This is a genomic window from Pseudomonas sp. Irchel 3A5, from assembly GCF_900187575.1.
GTDB classification, from domain to species: Bacteria; Pseudomonadota; Gammaproteobacteria; order Pseudomonadales; family Pseudomonadaceae; genus Aquipseudomonas; species Aquipseudomonas folii.
The window spans coordinates 46494-58623 of record NZ_FYDU01000007.1 but is presented as its reverse complement, the minus strand read 5'-3'; the positions used below and the strand labels follow the sequence as shown (position 1 = coordinate 58623).

The window sequence follows — 12130 nt, the reverse complement described above, 5'->3', positions numbered from 1 at the left end:
GATGTTCTTGCCTGCCTCAATGCGCGGTTCGGCTCGGTGAGTTACAAATGGCAGGTTTTTAGTTGCAGGAAAACCCAGAAACTCGAGGAACCGCGCTGTCTCGCGGCAAACACGGACCTGTTGGAGCGAGTGGGCGGCAGTCAACCCTACAACCCGACCAGCCCCGGAAACAAAAACGGCAGGCCCTCCTCCAACCGTTCCGTCAGGCTGCGGTTAGGGTTTACCGCTTCCGGTGTGGACTGATGCAGACGGATCATCAGCGCGTCGATTACTGCGTTGGACGCGTCGTTATGAAACTGCCAGACCCCATATATCCGCCCATCGAACGATGGCTCACTGCCCAGACGCTCATCTGCGGCAAGTCCAGCGCCGATGCCGAACAGATGCAGACCCTGCAGGCGCTGGCCCGAAACATCCAGCGGACAGCCCGATAGATCCGAGTCAACGCCGCCCTTTACCTGGCGCAAGGTAATCGGCGCGCCGTCCGAATGGCTGAGAACCGGCAGTCGTGGTTGATACCCCGTACATTGCACCACCACACTGGACTCCAGCAGCGCTTGGGCGGCCTGCTCATATTCCCCCGCAGCTCCGCCCTGAATCTGAAAGGTGTGGGCCTGCACTCCGGTTTTCCCGACCCTGCCGCGGGCCAGCACCTCACGCCCGACGTCCAGCGCCCGATAACGTAACCCGCTGGAACGATTGACCCGTCCTGATACCGGGCAGACATCGCGCACGGGATGGAAAGCGTAACCGGCGGCCAACGCCAGTTCAGGGCTCTCATAAAACAGGCGGATGGCGGACCGATGTACCAGCGTGAGCTCTTTGAGACCGGCGAACTCCAGCGCATCGGCGAGGTTTTCCAGCATGGAAAAAGCACTGTGGGAACCGCCCACCACAGTAATCCTGCCCGAGTCCGCCAAAGCCGGGGCGAATGCTTCACGCAACTGCACGGCGTTCATGCGCAGTAGACGGTCAGAACTCATGATGGTGGTCGACTCACGCAGCAGCAAACCTTCAGCAGCCAGTCCTTCACGCAGGTACTCAGGATCCTGCCGACCGCCGAAGTTAACCACCAGCGTTCGACTGCGAATGCGGCGGGTACGTCCCTCGTTCTCGACCCAGACCACATACTCGTCACCGTCCTTGATCACTTCGGTAACAGTCGTACTGTGCCAAAGCGTGACGCCATAACGCTGGACAATAAAGTCCAGCATCAGCTTCGAGGCTTCGGCCAGCAACTCACCGATGTCGGACAGCTGCGGTGCGCTATGGGCCTGACGACGGATACGCCAATAGATCGGCGAGTGCTCCAGCGGACCGAATACGTCAATCAGCGCAGGGTCGCGCAGACAGTCAAGGAAGACGTCCCCCACCGAATTGGCCGTGATTCGATAATCACCGAGACTCCCCGGCCCAGGGGCGGCACTGGAATCGACGATGATCAATCCCTCACGAGCAAGGTCCGGCAACGTTCCGTTTTTCAACGCATTAAACAGCAGCCCCATACCCGCAGGCCCTGCCCCCGCTATAACGCAACCGCAGATAGTTTCCAGATAGTCTCCAAGCATGGTGAGGCTCCTTCAAGTGATAGAGACGTAAACGCGATGCAACCAGGACTGAGTCCAGCAATCGAGCAGGCGAGAGCCTGTTATTGGCAGAGGAATATGTCAGGCACACAACTGCAGACCCCGAGCTGAATAGCCGGGGCTGGGATTTCTTATCGGGTGCAGAAATCTGGCGGAAGGCGTGATCGATATCGAAGGGCCACGCTACCGCAGAGGATTTACACGGGGTGGAGAAAGAGAGGCTATTGGCAAGGAATGGACGCAGGGATACACGTCCTGAAGGTGGAGGAGATAATTTCAAACATCCGGCAAAGTGTCAATTTCACGGCAAACCTTTACACCCAGCTATTTTTTATATAACTGACTGATTAATAAAATAATTATTTTTTGACGACATTAAACAGCTCTTTCACAAGCCACCTATGAATTTTTACACTCGTTTGACCCGGTCGATTCATGGAGATCCGGCCTGCCGAAGCCTGATCTCCAGCCCCGGCGCGCTGACCGGTAAACGTCCGATCAGCGGCGTGCTCCGCCTGTCTTCAAGGGAGAACTATCTGAAAGCGCGGGAATCAATGTCACAGGACGTAAAAAAAGCTTAATGGGTGCAGAGGCCGCAGACATGAACGTTGCAAAAAACAATCGCTCGAGTATCGCTGAAATCGACTATTCCCGTGAAACCCTGTTCGGCCCGATCCCCATGCAGGCTACCTGCAGGGTAAGGCTGACCACAGTTGAACAGAATGGCCAGAGCTTGCGGGAGCTGACAATTCTGGGCGAAGTTCCAGACTATCTGCTCAAATCTGCAGCCATCCGGGTAGCTCTGGAAGGAAGAATTGAGGCGGGTCCGATACGGGATTGCTGCGAAGCGAACAGTAATAGTGAAGAACCGTTCAAGTTACTGTTCGAAAATGAACATCGTCGGGCGATACATTAAGTTATCGTACAACTTGGATGTTCATGCATTGAAGTTGGCATAAGGATATATGCCGATAAGCGTCAGGCTATTAACACGTTGCAAAACATTACATCGTGTAACGCCACGAGACTCAACGTTCATGCCTACTAATGAACAGCCGACTCCCGCGCCGATCGGGTTGATGGGTATGTCCATCGTTTAACCGATACAACCCCACACATGCGAAAGCCGCCTATCGAGTCCCCTCAGGGTCTACCATGGCGGCTTTATCAGACGTTTTTTTCAGTTCAATCAAACAGCAATGCGGGCCTTGCCATGGTGGTGCCGGGTGTGTGCAAGGTCGTAGCGCAGCTCTGCTACCAGTTCGGATATATCACGGGTGGTGTTGAGGCGATCCAGGGAAATCCCGGTCACCAGCAATTCAACCTTTTCCGAATTAGGATCAATGATCTGCACGGTCATGGAATCCGGGGATACGCTACACGTGCAGCGCAGGGGTAAAAACGCACTCTCGATGATGCTTCTCAACTCGAGTGTGGAAAGTCTGTAGGCGATCATGTCCCTCTCCTTGTTAAATCGCGCGTGGCTGAATTCCTGCCACGATGGACACAGTGATACATCAATGTTTATTTTTGATTGCCGCCAAACAAACGTCGCCATTTAATTGAAGGCATGTTTACTTATACGCTTTGCACCACGTTGAAGCAACGGGCATTTCTGCGCCCTTTTTCAATCCTTTTCATGGACGCTTATATAAACAACCAGAAGAAACGGTTCACTTAACAATATTCATCACTTTGTTTACATGATTGGTATCAATAAAGTGCCAAAACAGTCCCTCGATACCCTCCCGCCAGCCGCTTTTGGCGACTGACGGTCAGTGTCAGGCTTCAGTCGTCATGACGGGGCAGTCGCAGATGAATCAATGCCACTCGTCCACCCTGCTTGTCCCGGCGCTCATCGATGGCGTAGGGCCGGAACCCCAGCTTCGGATAGAACAACAGACCCGGCACATTATGGTTGTAGCACGATGCTGTCATTTCGCTAGCTTCATGCTTGTCGAATGCCAATTCCATCATGCAACCGATCAGGTAACGCCCTACCCCGCGCGAACGCGCTTTAGGAGCAATGATCACATTGCCCAGCGAACAGCGTCCGCGAAAATCGCTACGAGCGAAATTGGCGTACCCCACGACCTCGCCATCCATTTCGATGACCGTCGAATCGGAATGATTGTGCAACGCGTCCAGCAACTGCGGAGGCGTCAGCGGCCAGATAGCGCGGGGGAACATGTAAAACAGCTCGTCGACATTCTGCGGCAGTGCACAGATGGCAGGGATGTCTTTTTCTTCCAGTGGGCGGTTCAAGAACATTGGGCAGAGACCTCTTGAAGATGGAAATAACAAGCGTGTGAACACTATATGCGAACTATCGCTCCGTGCACGTCTGCCCATGACAAAAATCCGGCACTGCTCGATCCGTTTTGATCATTTATCCCGTTGTTATGCTTTTAAAGGATGTGCGATTTGAAATGTCCTGTAGGAGCTGCCGAACGCTGCGAAGCATCTACCCTGACACACCGAAATCGCAGCCTTCGGCAGCTTCTACAGATCATTGATTGGGTGCGGGATAACGTTCTATAAGAACCAGAAAGATCGCTTATATAGAAAGCATTAGTCAGTCGATGCCGTTAATAGCCGTGTTCAAGAAAGTCGCGCAACGCTTTGATGCACCACTAAATCCCCACTCATGCAGAACGCCTGTAACAAATAGCGCATCCTTGCAGAATGCATGATTCAAAAATCCTTAAATAACTTAAACCATTGAATTATATGAAATTTAATTAAATGATTTTCTGGCATAACCACTGCAACGCTTTAAGGGACGCTGTAACAAAATCCTTCACGGAGCAGAAAAATAATGATTTCATCCCCGGACACTTTCAACTCTGCCGCGCAAGAATCGACAAACCACTCAGGTGTTTCCTGGGGGGCGATCTTTGCAGGTGCCGCTGGCGCCGCTGCGCTTTCCTTAATTCTCATACTACTGGGCTTCGGCTTGGGTTTCTCGGCAGTATCGCCGTGGGCCAACGAAGGCATCAGCGCCAAGGGCCTTGGTATTTCAACGGTCATCTGGCTGGCGTTTACCCAAATCATTGCTTCTGGTCTGGGCGGCTATATCGCTGGCCGTCTCCGCGTGAAGTGGGCAAATCTGCACGGTGATGAAGTGTATTTCCGCGACACAGCCCATGGTTTCCTGTCTTGGGCCGTGGCAACGCTGGTCGCTGCAACACTCATCGCCAGTTCGGTCAGCAGCATTATTGGCGGCGGCGTTCAAGCCGGTGCCAGTGTGGCGTCCGGTGCTGCGGGTGCAGTGACTCAAGTAGCAGGCAGCGCGGCGAGCAATAGCAACGCCGGCAGCCAGGACTACGGCTACTACATCGACAGCCTGTTCCGTGATGATCGCCCTGCTGCGGTGAGTGATGACGCTGCCCATGGCGTGGTCCTGCGCATCTTCAGCCGCACGCTGAGCAATGACGGTCAGATCAGCCCTGAAGACCGCACTTATCTGGCCCAGATGATTGCCCAACGCACCAACCTTAGCCAGGCAGATGCCGAACGTCGCGTTGATCAGGTTTATGGTCAGGCTCGCAAGGCCGTAGAAGACGCCAAAGTAGCTGCTAAAGAAGCGGCCGACACCGCTGCGAAAGTCGCCGCGATGACTGCACTGTGGACCTTCGTCTCGCTGCTGTGCGGTGCCTTCTTCGCCAGCTTCGCTGCCATTTATGGCGGTCGTCGTCGCGACGCAGTGACTTACCTCGACGAACGTCCTTACACCACTACAACAACGGCTCTTTAAGCCAAGGAGAACGACTATGCCTTCCATCCTTCTATGGTTACTCGGTGTCCCAATCCCGGTCATCATCCTGATTGCGATCCTGATGTAACGGATCGGGTCCAGGCCGCCTCCCCTTACGGGCAGGCGGCTTTTTTATGGGCGTCGTTCAGCGCCTGCGCAGGAATGGCAACCCGACCAGTGTCAGCGCCACACCCACTATTGCACCGGTACTCAAAGGATTGCCGAATTGCAGCCAGGCCCAGACCATCGTCGCGGGAGGGGTCAGAAACAACGCGCCACTGACGCTTTGCATGTTGAATCGCTTGAGGCACAGCCAGTAGAAGCCATAGCCACCAAGGGTTGAGCAGACCACCAGCCATAGCACGGCGCCGCCGAAGCCAGTGGACAGCACCGGAGTAATCCCACCCTCAAGGATCGACAATACAGCGAAGACCGGCAACGCCGCGCAGATCTGTATGAACAATGAAGTCATGGCAGGCACCGTGACGGGCGAGGTCTTCTTTTGATCTGTCTTTTTTTGATAGATCGTTGCCGCCGTCAACGACAGGACGGCCAGCGCCGGCAAACCGTAGGCCCACAGTGGCGCGTCGGACAGCTCGACACTCGCCCCACTGGCAATCAGCATGCCGGCGATGCACAACGCCACCCCAAGCCATTGCCAGCCACGCGTACGCTGTCCGGGGACGAGCCCCGCAGACAGTACAATGCTCAGTGGCAGCAAATTGGCGATCAGCGAACTGGTGCCCGGCGCCACGCCTAACTCAATGGACAAGGCAATCGCCGCGATGAAACCGGCGATAGCCAACAGCCCTACCAGCATCTGTTGACGCACGATGGCCCAAGTCAGTTCACGCAACGAGCCTAATACCCACGGAAACAGCAACAGCGCCGCCAGTACGAATCGCCAGAACGTTACCAACATCACCCCGCTGTGCTCCGAGGCAGAGCGATAGCCGATGAATCCCGAACTCCAGCTCAGCACCATGGCGGCCAACAGCACACCGCTTATCCATCTGGATCCGGAGACCGATGGGGTCCTTGACATGCTGGCCTCATCAACCATTTCAACCGTCTGCCCATTCATTGAACATCCCCTATTGCGCTGAATGAGTGTGATGTTAAGAATGGGGGCGTACTTCAATCAAACGAAATGATCAGCATCACTGATGCAGGATTTATAAATCATGCAAAGCACGCTGGATATTGATCTTCTGCGTACCTTTCAAGCGGTCGTGCGCTTCGAGCAGTTCCTCGCCGCGGCGACTTTTCTCAATCGCAGTCCTTCGGCGGTGAGCCTGCATATTCGCCGCCTGGAAGAGATCGCCGGTGGCCGCTTGCTGGAAAGGGATAACCAGACCGTCAACCTGACCTCGCTGGGCCGTCGGTTTGCCTTGCAAAGCGCCGAGCTACTCCATGTCCATGATCGACTGCTGGCCGGTTTCGCGAGCCCGACGATCAGCGGTCGAGTGCGACTGGGCATTTCCGAAGAATATGCAGCGGCCCTGTTACACAGCACGCTGAGCCCGTTGACCAGTGGCTACCCGCAGATAGAACTGGAAGTTGAAACCGCGTCCAGCGGTCGGCTGAACGAACAACTGCAGCGTGGCCAACTGGATCTGGCGCTGGTGGTGGTACCGGTGCATGCCGTGAGCGCTGATCGGCCATTGCACACCTTTGGCACCACCGAGCCCGTCTGGGTGGCCGCTCCGGGCTATCAACTGGCCCCTGACAAGCCAGCCCCGCTGGCCCTGCACGGCGAGGGCTGCCCTTACCGGAACGTCGCGGTCAATGCCCTGAATGAAATTGGCAGAGCCTGGCGTACGGTGGTGATGTCGGCGAGCTCCAGCGCTCTGGAGACGGCTATTTGCGCTGGAATGGCAATCGGCATCATTGACCGCGGGCGGGTCAGTGCGCAGATGCGCATTCTCGGTCGGGATGAAGGCTTGCCACCCCTTCCGCTACACGAACGGCAACTGGTCAAAGCTCCAGGAGTTTCAAGCGCAGCCTGCGACATCATGGTCGGCCTGATCGACGATCACTTCCGTCCATGAAACCCGACCGGCTGCGCCCGCAATATTCTGTAACCGATCTATCAATCGGTATCATGACAACGTCGTTACAGTCAGCCTTTCGCTTGAAAAGTCGGGGGAAGTAATCCATGGCCATGTTTTCTCTGGCTCGCATTCGGGCGCGCTGGCTTACCTGGACCTGCATGCTGATGTTCATCATCGGTTTGCCAGTGGGTTGCTCCGTCCTGCAACACACCGAGCGCGAACTGGTTTTCCGCATCGAACCCGGCACCGCCAGCTGGTACAGCGGGTTACCGGCCAATGTGCAGGAGCTGGAACTCAAAGCTCCGCAATTCGGCCTGTCGCAAAGCATTCACGGCTGGTGGTGGCCTGCCAATCGCAAAGATGCGCCGGCCGTTCTTTACTTGCACGGATCACGCTGGAACCTGACCGGCCAACTGTTTCGTATTGAAGAGTTGCACGCTCTGGGTTTCTCGGTGCTGGCGATCGACTACCGGGGTTTCGGCGAAAGCCGTGGTCCGCTGCCGTCAGAAAGCACCGTCTACGAAGATGCCCGCATCGCCTGGGAGCGCCTCAAGCTGCTGCAACCGGATGCCAGTCGTCGCCTGATTTACGGCCATTCGCTGGGCGGTGCAGTCGCCGTGGATCTGGCTGCCGAACTCGGTCGCGATACTCAGGATGGCACGCAACCCGCGCAGGCTCGCGGGCTGATCATTGAGTCGACCTTCACCACCCTGGCCGACGTCGCCACCGCGGTGGCGACTAACTACACCTCACTGCCAGTGCGCTGGTTGCTGTCGCAGAAATTCGACTCCGTCGACAAGATCGCCGACATTCATATGCCCGTGTTGATCGTGCATGGCATGGACGACCGCTATGTGCCGCCGCGCTTTAGCGAGGAATTGTTTGCCGCTGCGCAGGAACCGAAGAAGCTATTGCTGGTGCCGGGCGGTACTCATAACAACAGCATGCGCGTGGGCCGACAGGCATACAGCCAGGCTATTCAGGCATTGCTCAAGTCCAGTGTTGCCCCTGCGAACGCAGCGACGTCGGAAAATAGAACGCAGCAAGAGCAGCCTGCTCAAGCCAGCAATTTGCGCAGCAGTAACGCATCGTGAACGGCGTGCCCGCTGGCGGTGTTGTCGAAGACGCACCAGGTTTCCAGGCCAGCGTCGGCGGCGGTCTTTAATTTCACCGCCAGCTCCTGCAAACAGGCCGGTTCATAGGCGCTGTGATAGATGCGCGGCGAACCGTGGAGTCGCCAATACTGAACACCCGGCCAGCCGCCCGGCGCATTTGCACCGACAATGGGTGATGGGTCCGCCGCCACCTGGCCGACATGAAAATCCCTGAGCAGCAACCCGGCATCCTGCCAGCTGGCATGGCGGGGCTCTATCACCAGGCTGCCTTCATAGCCTTTGCGCAGGGCCTCAAAGAAGGCCGTTGCGGTTGTCGGGTCATAAGTCAGCGAGGGCGGCAATTGCACGAGAATACAACCCAGCTTGTCCTTCAGATGCAGGCACTGAGTCAGGAACTGCTCAAGCAGATGCTCACAGCCCTGAAGACGATGCTCGTGGGTGATGGATTTGGGCATTTTCACTGAAAACCGAAAACCGGCAGGCACGCTTTCAGCCCAGCGCTGCCAGGTTTGCGGGCGGTGCGGACGGTAAAAGGAGCTGTTGATCTCGACGGCAGATAGCGATGTGGCGTAGCGCTGCAAGTGCGTGCCCTCTGCGCCGAATTCGGACCAGTGCTCGCGGGGCAAACTCCAGCCCGCGCAACCAACCTGAATCAATACAACACCTCGCCCGCTTCGCGCATGAATATTTCGACGGTCTTCGGCCCTACTCCGTCGAACTCACCAAGACGCTTTTCGAATCCGGCGCGACTGTCACTGCGGCCATGGATTTCGCCCATCTTTCCGGAATACTCCTCAATGAGTTTTTTGCTCAGCGCCGTCAAACGTGTCGCGGTAGTTTCGTCATAACGGACGTAGTGCGCCTCACCGAGCATCGCGACCAACTGCCGATGTGACTGACTGGCCAGTTTGCGCGGCGAGTCGCAACCATGCTGATCGACAATGACCCGATAAGCCTGCGCCGCGATATCAGCCTGAATGCGCTTGCCCATCAGGAAGCTGGCGATAAACCATTTGAACAGGGCGACTTCACCACCGCTCTTCAAGTCGATCGCCAGGTCATGGGCCGTGATGACTTTACTCGCCACGGTACGTATCAGCTTGGCGTATCAGAAGCATCAACCCCAGCTACATCGGGATCATCGGGCTCGACTTCGTTGATATCGGCCTTACGCACATCATTGTCAGAAGTGGACCTTCCATCTGACTCGCTCGGGCTGGGATTCGGTCCTGGAGTCTGGGCGGCCTGGCTGTCTACAGGGTTTGTACTCATGATATTCCTCGCAAGGTCTTTTAATGAATGACCCGCTTTGGAAACGAGACCCGCTCACGAGTTCGGTTTATTGGATGATTGGTCCTGGCCTGATGAACCTTAGCCACGCTGAACCGCGATGCATTTGATCTCAAGCAGCAGCCCCGGAACAGCCAGCTCAGATACACCGATGGCGGTCCAGGCGCACAAACCGCGGGGGAACAGACGCTCTTTGACGTCACGAAATACGGCCATGTGCTCGCTCATCGACACGTGATAAGTGGTCATCTCCACGACGTCCTCAAAGCTGCAACCGCCTTCGGCAAGCACAGTGCGCAGGTTTTCCCAGCAGGCAATGAACTGCTGCTCAGGATCGGAAATAACCTCAAGATCCGGCGTGCGCCCGACCTGCCCCGCACAGTACAGCGTGCCTTGAACCTTCACCGCCGGAACGTAACCTGCGCGCTCGACGATATTGCCCATGGAAGGTGGAACAATGATTTCGCGGTCTGGCATGGGGTTACCTGTGGAGAGTTTTGCTGAGAAAGAGGGATTAAACGGGTCAGGGTAATCACCAGGCAGCGCGCAGTACAAACAGAACGTTGTGGGAGCAGAGCTTGCTAGCGATGAACGATTAGCCAATTGCCTGATACACCGAGGTGCCTGAATCACGGGCACGCAAGGCTCCCACTTCAATCACTGATGACGTGGGACCGGCTTCAGCCGGGAAGGCCGTATTTCTGCAGATAAAGATTCAGCGCCTGTCCCGGCCTCTTCCCGGCTGAAGCCGGTCCCACGTCGTCACATCAGACTGTAGGCAAACACAGGATCTCCCACTGAGACCGCAGCCGCCCTACGTCAGCCACCACCACAACAGCAACGTACCCACCAGCCCCACCACTGACACGATGGTCTGCAGCACCGACCAGACCCAGATCGTCTGCTTCAGTTGAAGGCCAAAATACTCGCGGACCATCCAGAAACCCGCGTCGTTGACGTGGCAGAAGAACACCGAGCCAGCACCAATCGCCAGGGCCACCAACGAACTTTGCGTTGCTGCCAGCCCCGCCATCATCGGCGCAAGAATGCCCGCCGTGGTGGTCGTCGCGACAGTCGCGGATCCGGTGGCCTGACGTAAGGCCACGGCAATCAGCCAGGCCAGCAGCAGATACGGGATATGTGCGCCCTCTGCGACCTTACTGATGGTCTGGCTCACACCGGCATCCAGCAAGGTCTGCTTGAGACCACCGCCCGCCCCGATGGTCAGCAGCAGAACTGCAATCGGTGCCAGACTTTTGCGCAGCGTACCGTTCACATGTTCGCGAGTCAGGCCGTTGGCCCAGCCCAGGCAAATGACCGCCGCTATTACCGCAATGCTCAACGCCACCAACGGTTCGCCGAGAAACTTCAGGGTCAGCGCCAGGGAGTTATGCGGGCCCATCAATATCTTGGCCAGCGTGCTGCCCAGCATCAGAATCACCGGCAGCAGAATAATGAGCAATGAAATGCCGAATCCCGGCTGGCGTGTGACGTCAGATTTGGTCGAAAACAGCTCACCCAGCTCAGCCGGTTCCTTGATGTCCATGCGCCTGGACAACCAGTTGCCATACAGCGGCCCGGCGAGAATCACTGCCGGAACGGCAATGCAGAATCCCAGCAGCATCGTCAGCCCTAGATCGGCATGTAAGGCACTGACCGCAATCAACGGCCCTGGATGCGGCGGCATCAATGCATGCAAAGTGGTCATGCCTGCAAGGGCCGGAATCGCGATTTTCAGTAAAGGCTGATCGGAACGCCGGGCCATGACAAAAATGATCGGCACCATCAGCACCAGCCCGACCTCAAAAAACAACGGCAGGCCGATGACCATTGCCACCAGCGCCATCACCCAAGGCAATGACCTGCCCTTGCCAAACTCCAGCAATGTAGTCGCGATTCGGTCGGCAGCCCCGGATTCGGCCATCAAGGCGCCGAGCATCGCACCCAGGGCGATAATCAATCCGGCCTCCCCCAAAATCCCCCCCGCCCCTTTGCTAAAAGCCTTGGCGACTTCCTCAGCAGGCAGGCCAGCACCGATTCCGGCGATGAACGTGCCGATGAGAATCGAAAGAAAAGGAGGGAGTTTTGTGGCGCTGATCAAGACAATGATCGTAGCAATTGCAATCAGACAGCAGACAATCAGGCGGGTGTCGTGCACCAGCCAGGCAGCAGAAGATACATCCAAGGCGCTCTTCCTTATCGTTGATTTCTGCAAGCGCGATCCAGCAGAAACATTTAGTTGTAATTACACAACACGATACCGGAACAGCCGACGCGCAAATATGAAGTTTGTGACAGTTTCACCGCTCCCCTCCCGGCCAGCCCCTT

At 56.5% G+C, this 12130-nt stretch carries 13 protein-coding genes; 4 read left to right on the top strand and 9 right to left on the bottom strand.

Going from position 1 to position 12130, the window contains the following annotated elements; all coding sequences use genetic code 11:
- Positions 1 to 146: 146 nt before the first annotated feature.
- Positions 147 to 1568, bottom strand: coding sequence for a pyridine nucleotide-disulfide oxidoreductase (locus CKW31_RS12970; protein WP_095095350.1), 1422 nt, complete (start codon positions 1566 to 1568; stop codon positions 147 to 149).
- A gap of 619 nt (positions 1569 to 2187) precedes the next feature.
- Here CKW31_RS12970 and CKW31_RS12965 point away from each other — a divergent pair.
- The gene (locus CKW31_RS12965) at positions 2188 to 2502 is read left to right on the top strand and encodes a hypothetical protein (RefSeq protein WP_141230150.1); all 315 of its coding nucleotides are present in this window, start codon (positions 2188 to 2190) and stop codon (positions 2500 to 2502) included.
- Between the two features lie 273 nt (positions 2503 to 2775).
- Here CKW31_RS12965 and CKW31_RS12960 read toward each other — a convergent pair whose 3' ends face one another.
- Positions 2776 to 3042, bottom strand: coding sequence for a DUF1652 domain-containing protein (locus tag CKW31_RS12960; protein ID WP_095095345.1), 267 nt, complete (start codon positions 3040 to 3042; stop codon positions 2776 to 2778).
- 332 nt (positions 3043 to 3374) lie between these two features.
- The gene (locus tag CKW31_RS12955; RefSeq protein WP_095095342.1) at positions 3375 to 3857 is read right to left on the bottom strand and encodes a GNAT family N-acetyltransferase; all 483 of its coding nucleotides are present in this window, start codon (positions 3855 to 3857) and stop codon (positions 3375 to 3377) included.
- A gap of 547 nt (positions 3858 to 4404) precedes the next feature.
- Here CKW31_RS12955 and CKW31_RS12950 point away from each other — a divergent pair.
- Positions 4405 to 5343 carry a hypothetical protein gene (locus CKW31_RS12950; protein ID WP_095095339.1) on the top strand — a complete coding sequence of 313 codons (939 nt, stop codon included), beginning with the start codon at positions 4405 to 4407 and terminating at the stop codon, positions 5341 to 5343.
- Between the two features lie 145 nt (positions 5344 to 5488).
- On the opposite strand, the gene CKW31_RS12945 is transcribed toward CKW31_RS12950, so the two are convergent.
- Positions 5489 to 6388: a DMT family transporter gene (locus CKW31_RS12945; RefSeq protein WP_095096038.1), complete on the bottom strand. Its 900-nt coding sequence runs from the start codon at positions 6386 to 6388 to the stop codon at positions 5489 to 5491.
- A gap of 139 nt (positions 6389 to 6527) precedes the next feature.
- Here CKW31_RS12945 and CKW31_RS12940 point away from each other — a divergent pair, with 139 nt between their 5' ends.
- Both CKW31_RS12940 and CKW31_RS12935 read left to right on the top strand, forming a co-directional pair.
- Complete coding sequence (locus tag CKW31_RS12940; RefSeq protein WP_095095336.1) at positions 6528 to 7394, top strand: LysR substrate-binding domain-containing protein; 867 nt, start codon at positions 6528 to 6530, stop codon at positions 7392 to 7394.
- 107 nt (positions 7395 to 7501) lie between these two features.
- Positions 7502 to 8491, top strand: a complete 990-nt coding sequence (locus tag CKW31_RS12935) for an alpha/beta hydrolase (RefSeq protein WP_176469877.1) — start codon at positions 7502 to 7504, stop codon at positions 8489 to 8491.
- Here the strand turns inward: CKW31_RS12935 and CKW31_RS12930 are convergent.
- The 5 genes from CKW31_RS12930 to CKW31_RS12915 all read right to left on the bottom strand — a co-directional run bounded on the left by CKW31_RS12930 (position 8455) and on the right by CKW31_RS12915 (position 11987).
- Positions 8455 to 9165 carry a DUF72 domain-containing protein gene (locus CKW31_RS12930; protein WP_095096029.1) on the bottom strand — a complete coding sequence of 237 codons (711 nt, stop codon included), beginning with the start codon at positions 9163 to 9165 and terminating at the stop codon, positions 8455 to 8457. The genes CKW31_RS12935 and CKW31_RS12930 overlap by 37 nt on opposite strands.
- Positions 9165 to 9599 carry a DNA methylase gene (locus CKW31_RS12925; RefSeq protein WP_256582594.1) on the bottom strand — a complete coding sequence of 145 codons (435 nt, stop codon included), beginning with the start codon at positions 9597 to 9599 and terminating at the stop codon, positions 9165 to 9167. The genes CKW31_RS12930 and CKW31_RS12925 overlap by 1 nt, the downstream gene beginning before the upstream one ends.
- 8 nt (positions 9600 to 9607) lie before the next feature.
- Entirely contained in the window at positions 9608 to 9784 is a 177-nt protein-coding gene (locus CKW31_RS29835) for a hypothetical protein (protein WP_176469876.1), read from the bottom strand.
- Between the two features lie 99 nt (positions 9785 to 9883).
- Complete coding sequence (locus CKW31_RS12920; protein WP_095095333.1) at positions 9884 to 10279, bottom strand: RidA family protein; 396 nt, start codon at positions 10277 to 10279, stop codon at positions 9884 to 9886.
- 337 nt (positions 10280 to 10616) lie between these two features.
- Positions 10617 to 11987 carry a gluconate:H+ symporter gene (locus CKW31_RS12915; protein ID WP_095095331.1) on the bottom strand — a complete coding sequence of 457 codons (1371 nt, stop codon included), beginning with the start codon at positions 11985 to 11987 and terminating at the stop codon, positions 10617 to 10619.
- Positions 11988 to 12130: the final 143 nt, after the last annotated feature.